Genomic DNA, 22,233 nt, shown 5'->3' with positions numbered 1-22,233 from the left:
ACCACACCCATTCCCGGCATCCTTGCAGGATCGCCCGCGTCTCTCATGTGGGCCGATACGACCACCACCGCTTCCAGGAGTTGCCGATGTCCTTCGCCCCGCGTCGCCACATGACGCTGTCCCGCCTCGTGCTGTCCCTGTCGCTCGCCTTAGGTATCGCGTCGCCGGTGCTCGCGCAGGACACACCAGCACCGGTACTCGCGCCGCCGGCGAATGCTGCCGAGACCGCCTTGCGCGATCTCTACACGCGCGAGTGGGAATGGCGTCAGGCGGAATTCGTGCGCGAGAAGGTGGACGGGCGCTGGCAGGGCAGTGACCGGTTGCCATCGGTGACGCCCGAGGCCTGGGCGCGCCGTGCGGATTACTGGAAGGCGGCACTCGATGCGCTCGACGCCATTCCGCTGGACCAGCTGGGCCGCGAGGAGCGCATCAACGCCGCCGTGTTCCGCACCTCGATCGAAGCCAGTGAAGCGAGTGCTCGCTGGCGTACGTACGAGGCACCGTTCAACAGCGACAGCTTCTTCTGGGGCGGCATCAATCCGCGTCAGCCGTTCCAGACCGAGGCCGACTGGCGCCGGTTCATCGGCCGCCTGTCCGACGTGCCGCGCTATTTCGACGAGCAGATCGCGAACATGCAAGCCGGCCTGGCGCGGGGCTGGAGCGTGCCGCGCGCGACGCTCGAAGGACGCGACAAGACGCTCGATTCCTATGTCCTGACCGGCGAGACGAATCCATTGCTGGTCACCTTCGACCGCATTCCCAACACGATTCCCGAGCCCGTGCGCACCCAGCTGCGCGAAGAAGGCCGGCGCGTCGTGCTGGACCGGACGATTCCGGCCTACGCGAAGCTGCTGACCTTCATTCGCGGCGAGTACCTGCCGCGTACGCGCACGACGATCGCCGCGAGCGATCTGCCCGACGGCCGCGCGTTCTACCAGACGCAGATCCGCGAGTACGTCACCCGCGACATGAGCGCGCGCGAGATCCACGACTTCGGCCTCGCCGAGGTCGAGCGCATCAGCGCGGAAATGCGTGAGGTCATGGGCCGCGCCGGCTTCGAGGGCGACCTGCCGGCGTTCATCGAGTACCTGCGGACGGATCCGAAGTTCTATGCGAAGACGCCGCGCGAGCTGCTGGGCGAAGCCTCGCTGATCGCCAAGAAGATCGACGGCCAGCTGCAGTACGTGGTCGGCACGCTGCCGCGCTACCGCTTCACGATCCTGCCGGTCGCCGACGACATCGCGCCGATCTACACCTCGGGCCGCGGCGGACTGGAGGCCTGTTTCTTCAACACCTACGACCTGCCGTCGCGTCCGCTGTACAACCTGCCAGCGCTGGTGCTGCACGAATGCGCGCCCGGCCACAGCTTCCAGGCCGCCCTCGCGCTTGAAGCACCGGCACGTCCGGATTTCCGCCAGCAGACCTACTTCTCCGGCTATGGCGAAGGCTGGGGCCTGTACACCGAATGGCTCGGCACGCGCATGGGCATCTACGAAACGCCGTACGAGGAATTCGGCCGGTTGACGTTCGAAATGTGGCGCGCGGCGCGCCTGGTCATCGACACGGGCCTGCACGAATACGGCTGGACGCGCGACCAGGCAATCGAGTATCTGGCCAGCCACACCGCGCTCGCGCGCCACGACGTGGTGACCGAGATCGACCGCTACATCTCCTGGCCGGGCCAGGCGCTGTCGTACTACATCGGCTACAAGACCATCCTCGACCTGCGCGCCGAAGCCGAGCGCGAACTCGGCCCGGCGTTCGACCAGCGGCCCTTCCACGACACCATCCTCAATCTGGGCTCGGTGCCGTTGCCGGTACTGGAAGAGGAAGTGCGGCGTTTCATCGCCGAGCAGAAGGCGGCGGGCGGGGCAGTGAAATGACGGAAGGGCAACTCCCTGCGTAGGGACTGGATCGCGTCGATTTCCCGCGCTACGCATCGTGCGTCGCAGCTGCCACGCACGGCGCAGGGTCGAGAGGCGAGCGCGCGACTCGACGGTGCGCGGACTCCGTGAGCCTTACGCCTCGCGCAGTTTCTTTTCCATGCGCGCGTGGTCGCGGCGGTAGCGCTGCGCCGCGCGGGTCTTCTGGGTGTCGGTCAGCAGCTTGCCCGACACCTGGAAGAACTTGCGCTCTTCCTCGCGCAGATGGTGGTGCACCTTTTCCGACAGCTGCTTCGCTTTCGCCATCCAGGCCGCGCCCGCATGGTCGTGCGTCTGCAGATCCTCCACCAGTTCGTCCATCTGGTGATGCTCGTGCAGGGCATGGCGCGAGGCGTCCAGGCCAGCGTCGTGCATCAGGATCGGCGCGTAGAGAAAGCGCTCTTCGGCAGCGGCATGGGCCGCCAGCTCGATCCGCAGATCGGTGAACAGTTCGACGCGGCGCTCACTGTGCGGCGGCGCGCGCAGCAGCTTGCGGCACAGCGAGCGCTGGCGTTCATGGCTTTCGCGCAGGGCGTCGTAGATGGTCTCGGGCATGGCGGGCTCCGTGGTGGGCTGGCTGGCTGCGGCCACGGTATGCAGCACCAGGTGGAGCCGGCGTTGACGCGCCGTTCCACCCATGCGCTTGAGCGCGTCCGCGGCAGCGCCGAGAATCGGACATCGGTCGCGCAGACGCGGCTCAAGGATCGCCTCATGCAGAACCTCCGCGTGTCCACCGTCCAGGGCGCCACCGTGTGGCACGACCCGGCGGCCAACCGTGCGTACTACGGCGATCTGATCGCGCCGCTGCATGGACTGACCGATCTGGTCGTCCTGCCCGAGACCTTCACCAGCGGCTTCAGCAACGACGCGATCGATCGCGCGGAAGACATGGACGGCCCGACCGTCGCCTGGATCCGCGCGCAGGCGGTCGCACTCGATGCGGCAGTGACCGGCAGTGTGCAGCTGCGCGATGGCGACGGCGTCTACAACCGCATGCTCTGGGCGACGCCGGACGGCGCGTTGACGCACTACGACAAGCGCCATCTGTTCCGCTACGCGAACGAACACAAGCGCTACGCCGCCGGTCGCGATCGGTTGACCGTCGAGTGGAAAGGCTGGCGGATCAATCCGCAGGTCTGCTACGACCTGCGGTTTCCGGTCTTCTGCCGCAACCGCTTCGACGTCGAACGCCCGGACGGACTGGATTTCGACCTGCAACTGTTCGTCGCCAACTGGCCTGCCGCGCGCGCGTACGCGTGGAAAACCCTGCTGCGCGCGCGGGCGATCGAGAATCTCTGCTACGTGGTCGGCGTCAATCGCGTCGGCACGGACGGCAACGGCCTGGCGTATTCGGGCGACAGCGCGGTGCTGGACATGCTCGGCCAGCCGCTGAGCGAATCGACGGACGAGGAAGTGGTGTCGACGACGACCTTGTCGGCCGAGCAGTTGCGGGCGCATCGGGAACACTTCCCGGCGATGCTGGATGCGGACCGGTTCGAGATTGTTTGAGGGCCCGCGCCTCGCGCCGCTGCTTCTGAGCGATCACGGATTACTTAGAGCCTGTCGCCCCGGCGAAGGCCGGGGCCCCGCGACTTCGCGCGTGCAGCTACGAATCTTTGAGCCCGTCATCCCAGCGCACGCTGGGATCCATTTTGATTTTCTGTGTGTGGTTTGACCGTCGAATGAGTTCGTCGTGTTCGAGAGCGAAAGTCACTGGGCCCCGGCCTGCGCCGGGGCGACGCTCGAATTGACCGAGCGCCTGAGAACGGCGGGAAAATCAGAATGGGTGACCAGCCATCCGGCTGTTGAAAAGCGCTTCCAGCTTTTGCTGGGACGACGGTGCTGATTCGTACAGTTGATCGCGCGCTTTAGAGTCTCCCTACACAAAGCCGGATCAACGTCCGAACCTCACCGCGCGCCCTTCACCTTCCCCATCGCATGCGCGCCGCGCAGCAGCATGCGGATCATGTGCGACAGCTCGTCCACCAGCGCTTCGTCGCGCTCGGGCGGAGAATCCAGCGCGGTGCCACCCATCGCGAACACTAGGCGGGTGATCGCCCGCGCCACCAGCCCCGGCTCGTGGAACACGATGCCCTGGGCGGCGGCGATGCGGACCAGATCCGCGCGCAGTTCGACTTCGAAGAACTGCAGCTGGCGGTCGACCGCGCGTTTGAAGGCGTCCGAGCCGACCGTGCCTTCGCGCAGCAGCACGTGCAGCAGCTTGTCGTCGGCGCGCAGGCGTTCCATGAAGGCTTCGAGCGAGCCGCGGACGATGCTGCGGCCGGCGACGGCGCGCTTGCGGGCGTCGCCGACGATCTTGCGCAGCGATTCGCCGGCCAGCTCGATCAGGGCGACGGCCAGTTCGTCCATGTCGTGGAACTGGCGATAGAAGCTGTTCGGCGCGATACCGGCCTCGCGCGCCACTTCGCGCAGGCTCAGGGTCGAGACGCTGCGATGGGCGCCAGTCAGGCGCAGGGCGGCCTTGATCAGGTCCTCGCGGACGATCACCGGTTTGCGGCCGGCCTGGTTCTCCGACGCGCTCTGGCCGGAGTCGCCGCTTTCTGATGCAAGGGTGCGGGCGGTCACGTTGAGCCGTCGGAAGACTGGGCGATCAGCATAGCAGTGTCCATTAATGTACAAGTGTATACACGGCTGTGCGGATGGGTGTACAGTGCCTCCCATGTCGACCGTCCAGCCCCTGAAGCCGTCCCGCCGCAGCCGCTTGCGCAGGCTCGCCACGCCGTTCGTCGTGCCGCCCGTGTTCGATTTCTGGGCGCAGCGCCTGCATCCGACCTGGAGCTGGGAGCGTCCGCTCGCCCGCGTGGTCGCGCATGCGCCGGCCGCGTCGAATGCGGTCACGCTGACGCTCAAGCCCAATCGGCACTGGGCCGGCGCGCAGGCAGGGCAGCATGTGAACCTGACCGCCGACATCGACGGCGTGCGGATCACCCGCAGCTACAGCCTCGATGCGCCGGTCGCCGCCGATGGCCGCATCACGGTCACGGTGAAGGGCGTCGACGAGGGCCGCATGAGCCGGCATCTGCTGGCCGCGGCGCGCCGCGGCGACGTGTTCGACATCGGTCCGGCGTTCGGTGATCTCGTGCTGCCGGCCCAGGTCGACGGCAACTGGCTGTTCCTGGCCGCCGGCAGCGGTGTCACGCCGCTGATGGCGCTGGTGCGCCAGCTGGCCGGGCAGGGCATGCCGGTGCCGCTGACGCTGGTCTACTGGGCGCGCACGCGCGCCGAGCTGTGTTTCGTGGACGAACTGCGCGCGCTCGCCGCGCGCCGTGCCGGTTTCGAGGTGCGTTTCGTGCTGACGCGCGAAGCCGCCACCGCGGACGATGAAGCGGCTGGTCGTATCGACGCCGCATTGCTCGACACGCTGGTGCCCGATCTCGCCACGCGCCAGGTGTTCGCCTGCGGCCCGGGCGGCTTCGTCGCCACGGCCACCGGACTCGTCGAAGATCGCGTGCCGTTGCTGCGTACCGAAGCGTTCACCCCGCCGCCGCGTCCGCAGACCGACGACAGCGGCATGGTCGAAGTGCGTCTGGCGCGCAGCGGTCGCGCGCTGCAACTGCCGCGCGGCGTGCCGCTGCTGCAGGCGCTGGAGGCCGAAGGGCTGAAGCCGAAATCCGGTTGCCGCATGGGCATCTGCAATACCTGCGCCTGCGGCAAGTCGGCCGGCGCCACGCGCGATCTGCGCACCGGCGCCGCCAATACCGAGGCGACGGCCGCGCTGAAGCTGTGCATCAGCAGCGCCGTGTCCGATCTCGTGCTCGATCTCTGAAACGCACCGCGTCGAAACGTTCCGCTCTGTCTCGAAAGACCCTGCTTCTGAATTCCGGAGTCGTCATGTCCAAGCTCACCGCCTCGCGCCGTCTCTCCACGCAGGAACTCGATGCCTTCGGCGCCGAGCTCGATGCGTTGCACACGCGCACGATGGCCCAGGTCGGCAAGGTCGACGCCACCTACATCCGTCGCGTCGTGCGCTGGGTGCGCTACTGCGCCGTGCTCGGCCGCGGCCTGCTGTTCGTCGGTGCCATTGGCGGCGCGTTCGTGCCGTGGCTGCTGTGGCCGGCATGCATCGCCGGCGTCGTGTTCCTGGCGCTGGCCAAGATCCTCGAGAACATGGAAGTCGGCCACAACGTCATGCACGGCCAGTACGACTGGATGCACGATCCCGAACTCGACAGCAACAAGTACGAGTGGGACATCGTCGCGACCGGTGACAACTGGCGCCATTCGCACAACTTCCGCCACCACACCTACACCAACGTCCGCGGCATGGACGACGACATCGGTTACGGCCTGCTGCGCATCTTCCCCGAACAGCGCTGGCGCCCGTTCTATCTGATGCAGCCGGTGATCGCGGTCGTGTTCGCGCTGTACTTCCAGTGGGGCGTGGCGATCCAGGAACTCAAGCTCGGCCGCTTCTTCGCCGGCAAGATGCCCAAGGGCAAGCTGGCGCGCGATTTCGCGCCGGTCGGTCGCAAGATGGGGCGGCAGCTGCTGAAGGATTACCTGATCTTCCCGCTGCTGGCCGGTCCGTTCTTCCTGCCGGTGCTGCTGGGCAACCTGGTCGCCAACGGCATCCGCAACGTGTGGACCTACGTGGTGATCTTCTGCGGCCACTTCACGGCCGACGTCGAGACCTTCCCGAAGGACAGCATCCGCAACGAGTCGCGCGGCCACTGGTACATGCGTCAGCTGCGTGGCTCGTCGAACATCGGCGGCGGCAAGGTCATGAACCTGCTGACCGGCAACCTGAGTCACCAGATCGAGCACCACTTCTTCCCCGACGTGCCGGCGCATCGCTACGCCGCGTTGTCGGTCGAGGTGCGCGAGATCTGCCAGCGCTACGGTCAGCCGTACAACACCGGCTCGCTGCCGCGCCAGTTCGGCGAAGTGTCCTGGCGCATCCTGCGGCATGCGTTTCCGAGCCGGCCGCGTCGCATGGCGGGCTCGCGCGAGTTGCAGACCGCCTGAGCGAGCGGCGCTGAGGCGCTGCAAGTGCGGCACTCGAAACGCGTCCGCTCCGGCGGGCGCGTTTTCGCATGTGCAATTCGGGATTCATGCGGAAGCGCGGCGCCTGCCGCGGCGATGGAAATAGACCTGCTCGGCGGCGCGACGCAGCAGCGGCGCATGCAGCAGCAGATTCACCGGCCAGTCCATCTGCAGATGATCGAAGGCCCAGCGCAGGCAGCGTTTCACGCGAAAGCGGGGCGCCGCAGTTTCGGCGATCCCTTCCGGCGCGATGTCGGCGCCGAGCCGGTGCTGCGCGATCGCGCGGCCGATCGCCTCGCCGTGCGCCCACGCCGAATGGATGCCGCCGGCGGTCAGCGGCGACACGATGCCGGCCGCGTCACCGGTCAGGATCACGCCGGGTGCGGCAAGGCGTTCCACCGGGCCGCCGCAGGGAATCAGGCCGGCGCGTGTCGCGTCGGGCTGCAGCCTCGACGGCAGGCCCAGGCGTTCGCCGACGTGCGCGCGGAAACGGTCGATGTCCGGTACGCCATGCCGGTCTGCGCGATGCCGGAACGCGAGTCCGAGCTGCACGCCGGTCGGCGACTGCGCCGCCCAGCCGATGTAGCCGGGCGCGAGCGTGCGACTGATGAAGCAGTGCAGGGCATCGGGCTCCGCCAGCGTGACGCCGTGGAATTCGTGTTCGACGCCGTAGAGAAACGCATCGACCAGACCGAGGCCGGCGCGCTGGGCCACGCGTGATTTCGCACCGTCGGCGCCGATCAGCCAGCGCGTGCTGCCGAGTCCTGCGATCTGCCAGCCGATGCCGTCGCGCTGCGCGTCGGTGAAGGACTGCATCAGCCGCAGATCGACGCCGGCCTCACGCATCTCGATGGCCAGCCAGCGCAGGACGTTCGGCGTGTCGGTGGTCAGGAACGCGTAGTCGTCCGCCTGCAACTGCAGGCTGTCGAGGCTCGGTGCATACAGCCGCACGCGCGGCACACGTCGGAAGAGAGGGGGCGGCATGCGCCCGAGCCGCGTCTGCGAGAACGCTTCGGCGACGATGATGCCGGTCGTGTGCAGGCGGATGCCGGGATCGTGCTTGCGTTCGAGCACGCAGACCCGCAGGCCCGCTTCGCGCGCAGCGAGCGCACACGCGGCACCCGCGAAACTCGCGCCCACCACGACGACATCGAAATCGAATCGCGCGTCTCCGTCCAAACCGTCGGTCTCCAGCTTCGAGCAGGACACCAGTTTCGATCGCGTGGATGGAGCGCCGATGGTGGCGCGGTGAAACGGGTATGAAGTCTCAGGCGCTGCGCGGCGGCAGGATCTGCTGCGTGGCCTGGCACAGTACGAACACCTTGCCGTCTTCGCTGCGCGCCTCGGCCGCGAGATGCAGCACGTTGCGCGTGCGGGCGACGAGGCGCGCCTCGCAGACGATGTGCGTGGTCTCCGGCGTGACCGGTCGCAGGTACTGCGTGTTGAGCGTCGCGGTGACGCTGGGCGGCGCGATCAGATACGAGAACGGCCCCAGCGTGTTGTCGAGGGCTGCGACGATGAAACCGCCCTGCATGTTGCCCATCGGATTGCGGTAGCGCGGCAGCACCTGAAAGCGCAGCGACATCCGCACGCCGTCTTCGTACTCGAGAAATTCGCCTTCCATGTCGAGCAGGCAGGGCGGCGGCAGCAGGGCGTGCATCGCCGCCGGCGCGTTCGCGCGGATCAGATCGTTGATGGCGTCGCCGGTGATGGTCATGCGCGGACTCGTCGGGAGAAGCGTCGAGTCTAGCCAGCGATGCAAACCGGGAGCCAGAGGCCACCAACGAACACGGGGCCGAAGGCCCCGTGCGTCAACACATCACGATGTGCGGGCGATCAGCGACCGCCGCCACCACCACTGCGTGGGCCACGATTGCCGCCGCCAGGCGGACGTCCGCCCGGACCACGATTGCCACCGCCGGGGCCACCGGGGCCACGTGCGCCGGGGCCACCCGGACCCTTCGGGCCACGGTTGCCGCCGCCGGGACGCGGACCGCGCGGGCCGGCGTTGGGATTGAAGCCGCCCGGATTGGCGTGATCGGACGGGAAGCTCGGCGCGCTGTCGGGATGACCGTAAGGCGCACGCGGGCGACCCGGACCACCGCCGCCACCGGCCGGACGCGAGGCCCACGGACCCTGTCCGCCGCCACCGCCGCCTGCGCCACGCGGACCGCCACCACCCGCACCGCGCGGGCCCTGTCCTGCGCCGCCGGGACCACCGGGGCCGCGCTTCTTCGCGCCGCCCGGGCCGCCGTAGGGCTTTTTCGGGCCGCGGCCGTCGGCGTTGCGGTGACCGGTCGGGCCGGTCTCCACGCCGTCCGGCACGTACCAGGTGCGGAACGCGGCGGGATTGCCCTCGGGCAGTGCGCGCGCGCCCTTGTCGGCGCGCTGCTTGAACGGCTTCTGCGACTGCTTGGCCGCGGCGTCGCCGCTGACCGTCAGGCCGCCGTGCGGTTTGCGCGGGCCCCCACGGCCACGGCCGCGGTCTTCGCGCACGTGGTCGAAGCGACGCAGTTCGCGGCCCTCGTCGGCGCCACTGTTCTGGCCGTTGACGTAGGCCTTGCCGGCACCGCCCTTGCCCAGATGCACGGTCGACTTGGCGGCCTTGCGCTGGCCGATGACCGGCTGCAGCGTCAACGCCGGCGGCGGACCTTCCTCGAGCTTGAGTTCCTTGCGCAGCGCTTCGACCTGCACGTCGGGCAGTTCCTGCGACTGGCCGCGCAGCAGCGGCTGCGGCAGCGTGACCTGGCCGTAGCGCACGCGCTTGAGGCGGCTGACCTGGCAGCCCTGCGATTCCCACAGGCGGCGCACTTCGCGGTTGCGGCCTTCCTTGAGCAGCACCTGGAACCAGTCGTGCGAATCGGTGCCGCCGATGCGTTCGATCTCGTCGAACTTGGCCGGGCCGTCTTCCAGCGCGACGCCGCGCTTGAGGCGATCGACGAGCTTGTCCGACACCGTCTCTTCGCCTTCCGGCGCGCGCACGCGGCACACGTACTCGCGCTCGACTTCGTACGACGGATGCATCATCGCGTTCGCGAGTTCACCGTCGGTGGTCAGCAGCAGCAGGCCGGTGGTGTTGATGTCGAGACGGCCGATCGCGATCCAGCGCGCACCCTTGAGCGCGGGCAGAGCCTCGAAGATCGTCGGACGACCTTCGGGATCTTCGCGCGTGGTGACTTCGCCTTCGGGCTTGTTGTAGATCAGCACGCGCGCCGGTTCGGTCAGCGCACTGGCGACGAACACCTTGCCGTCGAGCTCGATGCGGTCGCTGCCCTTGATCGACATGCCGGTCTGGGCGACTTCACCGTTGACCTTGACCAGACCGTCGGCGATGCGCTGCTCGAGCGCGCGGCGAGAGCCGAGGCCGGCCTGGGCCAGCACCTTGTGCAGGCGTTCTTCGAGCTTCGGCGCGGCGTCCGCAGCCGGGGCTTCGCCGCGCTTGAGCGACAGCGGGGAACGGGCGGGTTTGTCGGTATTGCGTTGTTGCGTCATGAATGGCTCCGGTCGCTGTCGCCGTCTGCGGCGAGGGCGTCTTGTGCGTTGGGTGTTGCGGTGTCGTCGTCGGACGGACTGTCCGACGGGGTCTGGGTGTCGTCTTCGGAGGCGTCGCCGGCGCTGTCGCCGTCGTCGTCTCCGGGTGCTGCTCCGGCGTCCTGCACGTCGTGCGGAACGTCGTCGTCGGCGGCGATATCACTGCCTTCGTCCGCGCCGTCTGTAATGTTGTCTGCGTCGTCGGTGTCGGGATCGGCGTCGTCAGCGACGGTGTCGTCGTTGGACGCGATGCCACCGACCGAGCGGTCCGCGGCGTCGGTGCCGGCGAAGCGCATCTGCGGATCGAGCTCGGCGAAATCCTTGAGTTCCGACAGCGGCGGCAGGTCGTCGAGACGACGCAGGCCGAAGTAATCGAGGAAGCCTTTGGTCGTGCCGAGCAGTTCCGGACGGCCGGGCATGTCGCGATGGCCGACGACGCGGATCCACTCGCGCTCTTCGAGCGCCTTGATGATGTTGCTGTTGGTCGCCACACCGCGCACCTGCTCGATCTCGCCGCGGGTGATCGGCTGGCGATAGGCGATCAGCGCCAGGGTTTCCAGCGTGGCGCGCGTGTACTTGGTCTGGCGCTCGGTCCACAGCCGGGAGACCCAACCGTGCACGTCGCCGCGCACCTGGTAGCGCCAGCCCGAGGCCAGTTCCACGAGCTCCACGCCGCGATCGGCGCAGGCGGCCTGCAGATCGACGAGCGCCTGCTTGAGGCTGCCCTCGGGCGCGGGTTCGTCGAGCGTGAACAGCGTTTCCAGCTGCGCCACGGTCAGCGGCTGCGACGAGGCGAGCAGGGCCGCTTCGACGATGCGGTTGATGAAGGTCTGTTCCATCGGGATATTATGGAAATCCGGTCGGTGGTCAGGACTGGGCGGGTTCGGGGACGTCATCGTCGAACTCGCTGGAGAAGTTCGTCGGCGGCGCGGCGCCGTCGGCATCGGCGAGCGACTTGATGTAGATCGGCGCCAGCGGCGCCTCCTGCACGATGTCGAGCAGGCGTTCCTTGGTGAGTTCGAGGATCGACAGGAACGTCACCACGACGCCCAGCCGGCCTTCCTCGGGTTCGAACAGCGACTCGAAACGGTGGAAATGACCGCCGGTGAGCCGGGTCAGCACTTCACCCATGCGCTGGCGCACGCTCAGTGCGTCGCGACGGATCGCATGGCCGGTGAACAGCTCGGCGCGCTTGAGCACGTCGTGCAGCGCCAGCAGCATCTCGCGCAGATCGACCGGCGGCGGATCGCGGTTGATCGTGCGCTCGGGCAACGTGGCCTGCGCCGGCGCGGTGTCGCGATCCTGGCGCGGCAGCCGGTCGATGTCTTCGGCCGCCTGCTTGAACCGTTCGTATTCCTGCAACCGGCGCACCAGCTCGGCGCGCGGGTCGCCTTCCTCGCCTTCTTCGACGGGCGGACGCGGCAGCAGCATCCGCGATTTGATCTCGGCCAGGATCGCGGCCATCACCAGATATTCGGCGGCGAGTTCGAACCGCAGCTCCTGCATCACGCCGATGTAGGCGACGTACTGCCTGGTGATGTCGGCGACCGGGATGTCGAGGATGTCGAGGTTCTGGCGGCGGATCAGGTAGAGCAACAGGTCGAGCGGGCCCTCGAACGCGTCGAGGATGACTTCCAGCGCATCCGGCGGGATGTACAGATCCTGCGGAATCTGCAGCACCGGCTGGCCATGCACCAGCGCCAGCGGGAATTCCTGCTGCTGCGGCTGGGCGGCATTGGCGGACGCCTTGGCGTCGGATGCAGGCTGTGTCATTCGATAGGCAACAGCAGCGGGGCGCTCGGGCGCGGAGAGTGGATCACGGGCAGTGGATCGCTGGCAGGGCGGGGCGACGGCTCGGCGGGCCGCGGGAAAGCGGATCCGGTCGGTTGCGCGGCTCGGGCCGGCGCGGGGACAACGGTGCTGCGGAACATCTTCGTCTGGGTCGGTCGTCGCCAAGCGCGAAGCGCGTCTGCATGCAGGGCAGGCGCGGAGATCGGAAGGGCGTTGGACCGGGCCGGTGGGGCGACCGCGTGCGGCAGCGTCTGCAGACGTGACGGGCGGCGAACTGGCCGGATGCTGGTGCACAGAGTACGCGGTGCCTGCCGGACCTGTCCAGCGGGCGCGCTCGCTACACTGCGCGCCTCACGAACGGACAGGGGACGCCCATGTGGTACGCGATCGAAGGCTATGACGGCGAGGACGTGCTCGCGCGTCGTGGCACGGCACGCCCGGCGCACCTTGCACGCCTGATCGCGCTGCGCGATGCGGGCCGCTTGCTGCTGGCGGGCCCGTGCCCGGCGATCGATGCCGAGGATCCGGGCCCGGCGGGCTTCAGCGGCAGCATCGTCATCGCCGAGTTCGAGTCACTGGCCGATGCGCGGGCCTGGGCGGACGCCGATCCGTACGTGGAGGCCGGCGTCTATGTGCGCGTCGACGTGCGGCCGTTCCGCCCGGTGCTGCCCTGATCGCCACGGCACGATCGACGAAATAGGCTGCAGATCGCGGCTTTTATAGTGCAGTGCAGCATCGATTGTTCGTTACATCCGGTTTACATGACATTGTGGAAACGCTTACAGTCCGGCCCATCGCGAGAGCGGGAGGGTGCGGTTTGAGCGTGACGATCAAGGATGTGGCCAAGGCCGCCAGTGTGTCGGTTGCGACGGTGTCGCGCGCCCTCAACGGCCACCAGAACGTCGCCGAAGCAGTGCGCGAGCGGGTGCTGGCCGTCGCCGCCGAACTGCGTTACAGCCCGCACCACGCCGCGCGCAGCCTCAGCAGCCGGCGCACCCAGACCGTCGGGGTGGTGCTGCCCGACATCCACGGCGAATTCTTCTCCGAACTGATGCGCGGTATCGACCAGGTGGCGCGCACCCGCGGTCAGCATCTGCTGGTGTCGAGCTATCACGGCAACCCGGAAGAGCAGGGCGCCGCCCTGCGTGCGATGCGCGGCCGCGTCGACGGCCTGCTGCTGATGTCGCCCTACGTGCACGACGTCGACTTTCTCGAACGCAACGTCGACGCCAGCCTGCCGATGGTGCTGATCAATGCCGCGCAGGGCCGGCCGCAGCTGTCGGTCGGCATCGACAACTACGGCGGCGCGCGGGCGATGGTCGCGCATCTGGTCGACGCGGGTTACACGCGCATCGCCTTCATCGACGGACCCGAAGACAACGACGACGCACGCGAGCGCAAGCGCGGCTATCGCGATGCACTGGCGGCCGCAGGCGAGACGTACACGCATTGGGAGCTGCCGGGCCAGTTCGACGAAGACTCCGGACATCGTGCGGGGCAGGCGCTGCTCGCGCTCGATGCACGACCCGATGCGGTGTTCGCCGCGAACGACATGATGGCGATCGGCTGTCTGTATGCACTCGGCCGCGGTGGCGTGCGCACACCTGCGGACATCGCGGTCGTGGGCTTCGACGATATTCCACTTGCACGCTACGTTCACCCATCGCTCACGACGATGCGCGTCGACATCGCTGAACTGGGCGCGCGCGCATTGAAGGCGTTGCTGGAGATCGAGGATGCGGGGAATGCAGAGGTCGCGGTCCATACCGCGTTGCTCGAGCCCGCGCTCGTGATCCGTGATTCGAGTGGCACTGCCACTGCCTCATCGTCCAGTGGAGAGCCGTCGAACCGGTCATGACCGGTCGACGTCGGCGCCTTGGGAGGGGTTGCATGACATCAAGTCCGATACCGACGCATCACCGTGTGTGCAGGGGCACACGCGTGACGTCGCGTGCCGGCGAATGTGTCGTGGGTCTTTCCGACGGACGTTCGAGGTGACACCGCCGCTTCGCGGCACACAGGACGGCGGGAATGCCGTCCGTACAAACATCCCCTGAAGATTGAGACCGACGACATGACACACAGCGACACCCGGCCGCGCGCCTTCTCGCGCTCACTTCTCAGTATCGCGCTGGGCGGTTGCCTGGCGATGGCGGCGCCCGCGCTGCTGGCCCAGTCCACGTCCGCCACGATCCGCGGCCAGGTGATGGTGGACTCCACGCCAGCAACCGATGCACGCATTACGGCTGTGAACACGGCCACCGGTCTGAGCCGGAGCGTCGGCGTGAGCGCGAACGGCAGCTACAACCTTGCGGGTCTTCCGCCAGGCACGTACCGGCTGCAGGTCGAAGCCAACGGACAGAGCACTTCGCAGACGGTGACTGTCGCGATCGGCCAGACCGCCACGCTCAACCTGGGCGTGGGAGGTGTTGCCGAAGCGGCGCCGACAGGGGAAGCCACGGATCTGGACGCGGTGACCGTGACCGCTGACGTATTGGTTGAGACCAAGACGTCTGAAATCGCGACTTACGTGTCGCAAAAGCAGATCGAATCCTTGCCGCAGAATTCGCGCAACTTTCTGGCTTTTGCCGACACCGTTCCGGGCATGCAGTTCGTCAATTCGCCCAACGGGACCGAGTCCCAGCTGCGCAGCGGTGCGCAGGGGTCGAACAACATCAATGTGTTCATCGATGGCGTAGGCCAGAAGAACTACGTGACGCCGGGCGGCATCACTGGTCAGGACGACAGTCGCGGCAATCCGTTCCCGCAGTCTGCGATCGGCGAATACAAGGTCATTACCTCGAATTACAAGGCCGAGTACGACCAGATCAGCAGCGCAGCGGTGACTGCCGTCACCAAGTCGGGTACCAATGACTTCAGCGGTAGCTTCTTCTGGGACCGCACCGCGGACGAGTGGACGGCAAGAACGCCGCGCGAGATCCAGGATGGCGTGCAGCAGAAGCAGGTGACAGAGCAGTACGGTGTCACCCTCGGTGGCCCGATCATCCGTGATCGTCTGCACTTCTTCGTTGCGTATGACGCCAAGGACTTCGTGGTACCGAAGGACACGCGGCCACCGACGGTGTTCGACCCGTCACAGCTACCGGCCGATCTCGCTGGCCTCTACGGCGGCTACAGCGTCCCGTTCAATCAGGACCTCTACTTCGGCAAGCTCAGCCTGCAGCTGGCCGACGCGCATTTGATCGAACTGTCGCTGCGATACCGGGAAGAGGATTCAATCAGTCCCGGAAACGACATCAGCACGCCGTCGTTTGCGACCAATTTCACCAACGATGAGACGCGCGTGGATCTGCGCTATCAGTTCAGCAGTACGGACTGGTTGAACGATGCCCACATCACGTTCGAAGAAGCTGCTTACAACCCGGTGCCGGTGACGGCGGCGCCCGGACTGCGTTACACGATCATCGACCCCAATAACCCCGCCGTCCTCGATCTGGGCGTGCTCAACGTTGGCGGCGGTCCGACCTTCCAAGACAAAGGCCAGCGTGGCGTCGGTTTCCAGAACGATCTGACTTTCTTCGGATGGGAGGGTCACACCGTCAAGATGGGTGTGAAGTACAAACAGGTTGACCTCAATGCCTTCCAGCAGAATCCCCCGTTCCCGCAGTACTTCTACGATGTCAACGAAGGTCTGACGCAGCCGTATCGCATCACGTTCTCCGCACCGTTGGAGGGCCGCAATCCGAACGTGGAGTCGAGCAACAAGCAGTTCGGCATCTATATCCAGGACGACTGGGAGGTCAACGATCGGCTGACGCTCAATCTCGGTCTGCGCTGGGACTACGAGGACAACCCCAGCTACACCGACAACGTAATGGACCCCGGCATCGCAGCGGCAATACGCGGCTGGAGCAATCTTGACAACGCCGATTACAACCGTGAGGACTTCATCAGCAACGGCCGGAACCGAAAGAACCAGAAGAATGCGTGGCAGCCGCGACTCGGCTTTTCATACGATCTGAGCGGTGACGAGACCCACGTACTCTTCGGTGGTGCGGGTCGCGCGTACGATCGCAACATCTTCGACCAGATGGCACGTGAATATTACGGTGGCGCCTTCACCGGCTACGAAATCCGCTTCGACACGCCGCTGCATCCCTGCGATTCGGCAACCGCGTCGAACTGTGTGCCATTCGATCCAGCACTGTTGACCCCGGAAGGCATCGCTGCCTATACGGCTGCGAACCCGCGCTCGGGTGGCGAGGTGTACGCACTCAACAACGATCTGAAAACGCCGTACTCCGACCAGTTCAGTCTCGGTATCCGCAGCCAGTGGCAGGTGATGGGCCACAACTGGAGCACCTCGGCGACCGTCGCGCATATCCGCAGTCGCGACGGCATCTACTTCCGTCTCGGCAACCGGTACGAGGACGGCAGCTTCCATCGTGTTGCGGGCGCTCCCGACGCGACGTGGGGCGGCGCGCCGTTTGATCAGCCCATTCCCGGTTACGGCAACCTGATCCTTGGTGACAACGGCATTGAGTACAACCTCAACTCGCTGCTGCTGTCGTTCGACAAGCCCTACACCGAAGATTCGGGCTGGGGATTCAATGTGGCCTACACGTTTAGCGATGCGGAAGAGAACCGTTCAGACGCATCGAACGGCGAGTCGTTCTATTTCGACGGCTCGCGCGTCGACCAGCGTTTCTATCGTTCCACCGGTCTGGCCCGGCATCGTCTCGTGCTCTCGGGCATCTACGAGCTTCCATGGGAGACGACGTTCAGCGCCAAACTGATCGTCGCGAGCCCGACGCCTCGCAACGCAACCAACTGCATCGCCGATCCGGCACGAGGCAATCCGTACTGCTTCTACGATCCCTATACACCTGACGGCACGTTCGGGTTCAAGCAGTTCGATTTCTCGCTTGAGCGGCGTTGGGACACCGGTACCGATATCTCGTTCAAGGTGCGCGCCGACGTGCTCAACGCGTTCAATTGGCGCAACTGGAACCAGTACGACTTGAACCGTGGTGGCTGGGGCGCTAATGACGCGCAGCTCACTGTCAACGAGAACTTCGGTTCGCGCAGCGGCAATGAGATTCTGCTCCCAACGCGTACGTTCAAGCTGTCCTTCGGTATCGACTGGTAAAAAACCCCGCTGCCGGTCCCCTTCGGGCGACCGGCAGTTTTATACTGGCCCCTGTAAACGATTTCAGCGCGAGGTTTCCTTCACGATGCAATCCCGTCTCCGTGCGTTCCAACTCCTGATGCTCGTCGCGCTTGCCGCGTTGTTCCTGGCCGGCTGCGGCAAGCAGGCACCTGCCGAACCCGATGTGCCGCCACCGAAACCGGGGCCCATCGAGCAGGTGCCGGAGGTGGCTGCGCCCGTGGAAGAAGTGAAGGGCCCGCCGGAACTGCCGCCGCTGTTCGCCGACATCGAGCGCCGCACGTTCCAGTATTTCTGGGACACGACCAACGAGGTCAACGGCCTGACCCCGGACCGCTTTCCGTCGCGTCCGTTCTCGAGCGTCGCCGCGGTGGGCTATGCATTGACCGCGTATCCGATCGGTATCGAGCGTGGCTGGGTGAGCCGCACGCAGGCCGTGGATCGCACGCTGACGACGCTGAAGTTCTTCAGCAGCGTCAAGATGGGCCCGCAGGCCACCGGCACCGCGGGCCACCAGGGCTTCTTCTATCACTTCATCGACATGCAGGACGGCCACCGCTTCGAGCCGTGGGTCGAGCTGTCGAGCGTCGATACCGGCCTGCTGATGATGGGTGTGCTGTTCGCGCAGTCGTATTACGACCGCGACGACCCGCGCGAGGTCGAGATCCGCGAACTGGCCGACAAGCTGTACCGCAACGTGCGCTGGCCGTTCCTGCAGCAGCGCAAGCCGCTGATCTCGATGGGTTGGTATCCCGAGAGCGGCTTCATCGAGCACGACTGGACCGGTTACGACGAGGCGATGCTGGTCTACATCCTCGCGCTCGGCTCGCCGACGCATCCGGTCGGTCCGGAAGCCTGGGAAGTCTGGACGCGGACCTACGACAAGCTGTGGGGCGTATTCCGCGGCCAGGAATACCTGAGCTTCGCACCGCACTTCGGTCACCAGTACACGCACGTGTGGGTGGATTTCCGCGGCATCCGCGACGACTACATGCAGCGCCGCGGCATCGACTACTTCGAGAACAGCCGCCGCGCGACGTATGCGCAGCGCCAGTACGCGATCGACAATCCGATGGGCTGGAAGGACTACGGCGAGAACGTCTGGGGTCTGACCGCCAGCGACGGTCCGCAGCGTACCGACCAGGATTTCAACGGCGAGCAGCGCGAGTTCCGGCACTACAGCGCACGCGGCGCAGGCCTGGACGTGGCGTTCGACGACGGCACCATCGCGCCGACGGCGGCGGTCGCCTCGATCGCGTTCGCGCCCGAGATCGTGATTCCGGCAACCGAAGAGATGCACCGGCGTTACGGTGACTATCTGTACTCGAGCTACGGCTTCCTCGATTCGTTCAACCCGAGCTTCACCTACGAAGGCGTGCCGCTGAAGACCGGTCGCATCGTGCCGGGCAAGGGCTGGGTGGCGAGCGACTACATCGCGATCGACCAGGGCCCGATCCTGGCGATGATCGCGAACTACCGGAACGACTTCGTCTGGAACGTGATGAAGAAGAATCCGTACATCCGCGCCGGTCTGGAGCGCGCGGGCTTCACCGGCGGCTGGCTGGCCGGTGAGGACGAGCCCAAGGATTCCGGTCCGCCGGACGCCGAGGCGGCGATGGCACGCTCGATGGGCATCGCCGAGTCGCGCGCTGCGAACCAGACGTCCGACCGCGATGGCCGCACGCCGGCCCCGGCGCCGTCGCGCGCCTCCGATCCGGTTCCGGCGGAGTAAGCCCTTGCGCGCATTCCGATGCGATCTCGGCGCCCGTCACATCCCTGCGGCGGCGCGCCTCGTCTGTCTGTTGCTCGCGCTGGTGCTGCTCGCAGCCTGCGCGCGGCGCGACGAACAGACCGTCGTCCGCTTCTGGGCGATGGGCCGCGAGGCTGAGGTCGTGTCGGAACTGGTGCGCGATTTCGAACGCGAGCATCCGGACATCCGGGTCGAGATCCAGCAGATTCCCTGGACCTCCGCGCACGAAAAACTGCTGACCGCATTTGCGGCCGATGCCTTGCCCGACATCTGTCAGCTCGGCAACACCTGGGTGCCGGAATTCGCGGTGCTCGGTGCGCTGGAGCCGCTGCAGTCGCGGGTCGACGCGTCCGACGTCATCGAGGAATCCGACTACTTTCCCGGTGTCTGGCACACCAACGTCGTCGACGACACGCTGCTCGGCGTGCCGTGGTACGTCGACACGCGCCTGATCTTCTACCGCAAGGACATCCTCGCCGCGGCCGGTGTCGACACCCTGCCGCGCACGTGGCAGGAGTGGGAAACCGCGATGGCGGCGGTCAAGGCGCACGTCGGGCCGGATCGCTACGCGGTGATGCTGCCGCTCAACGAGTTCGAGCAGTTGCTGTCGTTCGGTCTGCAGCAGCGCGATCCGCTGCTGCGCGACGACGACAGCCGCGGCAACTTCACCAGCCCCGGTTTCAGTCGCGCGCTGGGCTTCTACACCAACATGTTCGAACAGGGCTGGGCGCCGCGCATGTCGGAAACCCAGATCTCCAACGTCTGGGACGAATTCGGTCGCGGCTTCTTTTCTTTTTATGTCTCCGGTCCGTGGAACATCCGCGAGTTCCGCACCCGCCTGCCGGTCGAACTGCAGGACCAGTGGGGCACGGCGCCATTGCCCGGTCCCGATGGTCCGGGTGCGGGCATCGCCGGTGGCACGTCACTGGTGATGTTCCGCGATTCGCCGAACAAGGACGCGAGCTGGCAGCTGATGGAATTCCTGTCGCGCCCCGAGATCCAGCAGCGTTTCCACGCGATGATCGGCAATCTGCCGCCGCGCCGCAGCACCTGGGAATTCCCGCAGCTGCGCGAAGACCCGTACGCCCAGGCGTTCCGCGACCAGCTCGAACGCGTCGAGCCGACGCCGAAGGTGCTGGAGTGGGAGCGGATCGTGCAGGAAATGCGCCTGATGAGCGAACGCGTGGTGCGCGGCGGCATGGCGCAGGACGCGGCGCTGGAGGCGCTCGACGCGCGCGTGGACACGCTGCTCGAAAAGCGTCGCTGGGTGCGTGAGCGCGAGGCGGAAGAAGGCAAGGCCGGCGGTGCGCTCGGCGCGTCGCCCACCATTGACCGGGGTGCCGCCCATGCGCGCTAGTACCGCAGGCTGGATCTTCGCCGGCCCGGCGCTGATCGTGCTCGGCATCTTCTTCGGCATTCCGGTGGCGTCGGCGCTGCTGCTGAGCCTGACCGACTTCGATCTCTACGCACTGTCGGACATGTCGAACCTGCGCTTCGTCGCGCTGGGCAATTATTTCGATCTGCTGCAGACGCCGCTGTTCTGGAAATCACTCGGCAACACCGCGTATTTCGTCGTCGTCGGCGTGCCGCTGTCGATCGGCGTCTCGCTCGGCGCCGCGCTGCTGCTCAACGCAAAAGTCGCACGCTTCAAGGGTCTGTTCCGCACCGCGCTGTTCGCACCGGTGGTGACCACGCTGGTCGCGGTCGCGGTGATCTGGCGCTATCTGTTCCACACCAGCTACGGCCTGGTGAACTGGGCGCTGGGTCACATCGGCGTCGCGCCGGTCGACTGGCTGGGCGATCCCGCGTGGGCGATGCCGACGATCATCCTGTTCGCCGTGTGGAAGAACTTCGGCTACAACATGGTGATCTTCATCGCCGGCCTGGCCGCGATTCCGGAAGACCTGTACGAGGCCGCGCGCATCGACGGTGCCTCGCGCTGGAAGCAGTTCGTGCACGTCACGCTGCCGATGCTCGGGCCGGTGCTGCTGGTGGTCGCGGTGATCACCGTGTCCGGTTATTTCCAGCTGTTCGCCGAGCCCTACGTCATGACGCGCGGTGATCCGCTGCAGAGCACGGTCAGCGTGCTGTACTTCATGTACGAGGAAGGCTTCATGTGGTGGAACCTCGGCCGCGCATCGGCGGTGGCGTTCCTGCTGTTCCTGATCATCCTCGGCGTCACCACATTGCTGCTGCGCTTCGGGCGCAAGCGGGAGCTGGTATGAGCCGGATCGCGGCGTATCACGAAGTCGGCGCGACGCGCTGGTCGGCCTGGGCGGTCAATGGCGCGTTGATCGCGCTGGCGGTCGTCGCGCTCGCGCCACTGGCGTGGATGCTGTCGGTGTCGTTCATGCCGACCGGCGAGGCGAGCGGGTTTCCGCCGCCGCTGCTGCCCTCGGCCATTACGTTCGACAACTATCACGAGCTGTTCGCGCGCGCCGGCATGGGCCGCTACTTCGCCAACAGCCTGATGATCTCGGCGGCGATCACGGTCGGCGCGCTGCTGATCAACACCATGGCGGGTTACGCCTTCGCCAAGCTGCGCTTCAAGGGCCGCGAGCGGATCTTCCAGATCCTGCTCGCCGCGCTGGTGATTCCTGCGCAGGTGGCGATGTTGCCGCTGTTCCTGATGATGAAGGGCATGGGGCTGGTCAACAGTTTCGGCGCCGTCGTCATTCCGGGGCTGGCAACGGTGTTCGGCATCTTCCTGGTGCGCCAGTACGCGCGTTCGATTCCCGACGAACTGCTCGAAGCCGCGCGCATCGACGGCGCCGGCGAGATGCGGATCTTCTTCCAGATCGTGCTGCCGATGCTCAAGCCGGTCCTGGTCACGCTGACCATCTTCACCTTCATGGCCGCGTGGAACGACTTCATGTGGCCGCTGATCGTGCTGACCGACCAGACCAACTACACGCTGCCGGTCGCGCTGGCCGCGTTGTCGCGCGAGCACATCCAGGACGTCGAGATGATGATGGCCGGCGCCGTGGTCACCGTGATTCCGGTGCTGCTGCTGTTCCTCGCGTTGCAGCGCTACTACATCCAGGGCCTGCTGCTCGGCAGCGTGAAGGGGTGAGCAAGCCCGCTTGCGGACCACAGGTCCGCGGGCT

The 22,233-nt window shown here is 66.5% G+C and carries 18 protein-coding genes; 11 read left to right on the top strand and 7 right to left on the bottom strand.

Annotated features, from left to right (window positions below):
• Window positions 1-86 precede the first annotated feature (86 nt).
• Window positions 87-1,883: a DUF885 domain-containing protein gene (locus V3391_RS06190; protein ID WP_425497204.1), complete on the top strand. Its 1,797-nt coding sequence runs from the start codon at window positions 87-89 to the stop codon at window positions 1,881-1,883.
• A gap of 135 nt (window positions 1,884-2,018) precedes the next feature.
• Here V3391_RS06190 and V3391_RS06185 read toward each other — a convergent pair whose 3' ends face one another.
• Window positions 2,019-2,477: a hemerythrin domain-containing protein gene (locus tag V3391_RS06185; RefSeq protein ID WP_332077523.1), complete on the bottom strand. Its 459-nt coding sequence runs from the start codon at window positions 2,475-2,477 to the stop codon at window positions 2,019-2,021.
• Between the two features lie 156 nt (window positions 2,478-2,633).
• Between V3391_RS06185 and V3391_RS06180 the strand changes: the two genes are divergently transcribed.
• Window positions 2,634-3,431, top strand: a complete 798-nt coding sequence (locus V3391_RS06180; protein WP_332077522.1) for an amidohydrolase — start codon at window positions 2,634-2,636, stop codon at window positions 3,429-3,431.
• A 399-nt stretch (window positions 3,432-3,830) separates the two neighbouring features.
• Here the strand turns inward: V3391_RS06180 and fabR are convergent, their stop codons facing one another.
• On the bottom strand, window positions 3,831-4,430 hold the full coding sequence (fabR, locus tag V3391_RS06175; protein ID WP_332077725.1) for an HTH-type transcriptional repressor FabR: 600 nt from the start codon (window positions 4,428-4,430) through the stop codon (window positions 3,831-3,833).
• A 172-nt stretch (window positions 4,431-4,602) separates the two neighbouring features.
• Here fabR and V3391_RS06170 point away from each other — a divergent pair, with 172 nt between their 5' ends.
• Both V3391_RS06170 and V3391_RS06165 read left to right on the top strand, forming a co-directional pair.
• Window positions 4,603-5,709 (top strand): ferredoxin reductase, encoded by a 1,107-nt coding sequence (locus V3391_RS06170; RefSeq protein WP_332077521.1) that lies wholly within the window; start codon window positions 4,603-4,605, stop codon window positions 5,707-5,709.
• A gap of 65 nt (window positions 5,710-5,774) precedes the next feature.
• A complete protein-coding gene (locus tag V3391_RS06165; RefSeq protein ID WP_332077520.1) occupies window positions 5,775-6,908 on the top strand; it encodes a fatty acid desaturase family protein in 1,134 nt (377 codons plus the stop codon).
• Window positions 6,909-6,992: 84 nt separating this feature from the next.
• On the opposite strand, the gene V3391_RS06160 is transcribed toward V3391_RS06165, so the two are convergent.
• The 5 genes from V3391_RS06160 to V3391_RS06140 form a co-directional block, all read right to left on the bottom strand.
• Window positions 6,993-8,135 (bottom strand): NAD(P)/FAD-dependent oxidoreductase, encoded by a 1,143-nt coding sequence (locus tag V3391_RS06160; RefSeq protein ID WP_332077519.1) that lies wholly within the window; start codon window positions 8,133-8,135, stop codon window positions 6,993-6,995.
• Window positions 8,136-8,193: 58 nt separating this feature from the next.
• Window positions 8,194-8,643 carry a PaaI family thioesterase gene (locus V3391_RS06155; protein WP_332077518.1) on the bottom strand — a complete coding sequence of 150 codons (450 nt, stop codon included), beginning with the start codon at window positions 8,641-8,643 and terminating at the stop codon, window positions 8,194-8,196.
• Window positions 8,644-8,762: 119 nt separating this feature from the next.
• Window positions 8,763-10,418, bottom strand: coding sequence for a pseudouridine synthase (locus V3391_RS06150; RefSeq protein ID WP_332077517.1), 1,656 nt, complete (start codon window positions 10,416-10,418; stop codon window positions 8,763-8,765).
• The gene (gene scpB, locus V3391_RS06145) at window positions 10,415-11,296 is read right to left on the bottom strand and encodes an SMC-Scp complex subunit ScpB (protein WP_425497203.1); all 882 of its coding nucleotides are present in this window, start codon (window positions 11,294-11,296) and stop codon (window positions 10,415-10,417) included. The genes V3391_RS06150 and scpB overlap by 4 nt, the downstream gene beginning before the upstream one ends.
• Window positions 11,297-11,324: 28 nt before the next feature.
• On the bottom strand, window positions 11,325-12,230 hold the full coding sequence (locus tag V3391_RS06140; protein ID WP_332077516.1) for a segregation and condensation protein A: 906 nt from the start codon (window positions 12,228-12,230) through the stop codon (window positions 11,325-11,327).
• 392 nt (window positions 12,231-12,622) lie between these two features.
• Between V3391_RS06140 and V3391_RS06135 the strand changes: the two genes are divergently transcribed.
• From V3391_RS06135 to V3391_RS06105, 7 genes are all read left to right on the top strand, one after another.
• Window positions 12,623-12,922, top strand: coding sequence for a YciI family protein (locus V3391_RS06135; protein WP_332077515.1), 300 nt, complete (start codon window positions 12,623-12,625; stop codon window positions 12,920-12,922).
• 143 nt (window positions 12,923-13,065) lie between these two features.
• Complete coding sequence (locus tag V3391_RS06130; RefSeq protein ID WP_332077514.1) at window positions 13,066-14,106, top strand: LacI family DNA-binding transcriptional regulator; 1,041 nt, start codon at window positions 13,066-13,068, stop codon at window positions 14,104-14,106.
• 216 nt (window positions 14,107-14,322) lie between these two features.
• A complete protein-coding gene (locus V3391_RS06125; protein ID WP_332077513.1) occupies window positions 14,323-17,358 on the top strand; it encodes a TonB-dependent receptor in 3,036 nt (1,011 codons plus the stop codon).
• A gap of 85 nt (window positions 17,359-17,443) precedes the next feature.
• The gene (locus V3391_RS06120) at window positions 17,444-19,108 is read left to right on the top strand and encodes a glucoamylase family protein (protein WP_332077512.1); all 1,665 of its coding nucleotides are present in this window, start codon (window positions 17,444-17,446) and stop codon (window positions 19,106-19,108) included.
• 40 nt (window positions 19,109-19,148) lie between these two features.
• Window positions 19,149-20,483 carry a sugar ABC transporter substrate-binding protein gene (locus V3391_RS06115; protein WP_332077724.1) on the top strand — a complete coding sequence of 445 codons (1,335 nt, stop codon included), beginning with the start codon at window positions 19,149-19,151 and terminating at the stop codon, window positions 20,481-20,483.
• A complete protein-coding gene (locus tag V3391_RS06110) occupies window positions 20,473-21,351 on the top strand; it encodes a carbohydrate ABC transporter permease (RefSeq protein WP_332077511.1) in 879 nt (292 codons plus the stop codon). The genes V3391_RS06115 and V3391_RS06110 overlap by 11 nt, the downstream gene beginning before the upstream one ends.
• Window positions 21,348-22,199: a carbohydrate ABC transporter permease gene (locus V3391_RS06105; RefSeq protein ID WP_332077510.1), complete on the top strand. Its 852-nt coding sequence runs from the start codon at window positions 21,348-21,350 to the stop codon at window positions 22,197-22,199. The genes V3391_RS06110 and V3391_RS06105 overlap by 4 nt, the downstream gene beginning before the upstream one ends.
• Window positions 22,200-22,233 lie beyond the last annotated feature (34 nt).

The sequence above is a fragment of the Luteimonas flava genome, from assembly GCF_036584485.1.
GTDB lineage: Bacteria > Pseudomonadota > Gammaproteobacteria > Xanthomonadales > Xanthomonadaceae > Luteimonas > Luteimonas flava.
This window is presented reverse-complemented; position numbering and strand designations above follow the sequence as displayed.

Bases quoted from the DNA above. Each gene is read 5' to 3' on its own strand.
- V3391_RS06190 (WP_425497204.1), top strand. From the start codon at position 87: ATGTCCTTCGCCCCGCGTCGCCACATGACGCTGTCCCGCCTCGTGCTG.
- V3391_RS06185 (WP_332077523.1), bottom strand. From the start codon at position 2,477: ATGCCCGAGACCATCTACGACGCCCTGCGCGAAAGCCATGAACGCCAG.
- V3391_RS06180 (WP_332077522.1), top strand. From the start codon at position 2,634: ATGCAGAACCTCCGCGTGTCCACCGTCCAGGGCGCCACCGTGTGGCAC.
- V3391_RS06170 (WP_332077521.1), top strand. From the start codon at position 4,603: ATGTCGACCGTCCAGCCCCTGAAGCCGTCCCGCCGCAGCCGCTTGCGC.
- V3391_RS06165 (WP_332077520.1), top strand. From the start codon at position 5,775: ATGTCCAAGCTCACCGCCTCGCGCCGTCTCTCCACGCAGGAACTCGAT.
- V3391_RS06155 (WP_332077518.1), bottom strand. From the start codon at position 8,643: ATGACCATCACCGGCGACGCCATCAACGATCTGATCCGCGCGAACGCG.
- V3391_RS06150 (WP_332077517.1), bottom strand. From the start codon at position 10,418: ATGACGCAACAACGCAATACCGACAAACCCGCCCGTTCCCCGCTGTCG.
- scpB (WP_425497203.1), bottom strand. From the start codon at position 11,296: ATGGAACAGACCTTCATCAACCGCATCGTCGAAGCGGCCCTGCTCGCC.
- V3391_RS06140 (WP_332077516.1), bottom strand. From the start codon at position 12,230: ATGACACAGCCTGCATCCGACGCCAAGGCGTCCGCCAATGCCGCCCAG.
- V3391_RS06135 (WP_332077515.1), top strand. From the start codon at position 12,623: ATGTGGTACGCGATCGAAGGCTATGACGGCGAGGACGTGCTCGCGCGT.
- V3391_RS06125 (WP_332077513.1), top strand. From the start codon at position 14,323: ATGACACACAGCGACACCCGGCCGCGCGCCTTCTCGCGCTCACTTCTC.
- V3391_RS06120 (WP_332077512.1), top strand. From the start codon at position 17,444: ATGCAATCCCGTCTCCGTGCGTTCCAACTCCTGATGCTCGTCGCGCTT.
- V3391_RS06110 (WP_332077511.1), top strand. From the start codon at position 20,473: ATGCGCGCTAGTACCGCAGGCTGGATCTTCGCCGGCCCGGCGCTGATC.
- V3391_RS06105 (WP_332077510.1), top strand. From the start codon at position 21,348: ATGAGCCGGATCGCGGCGTATCACGAAGTCGGCGCGACGCGCTGGTCG.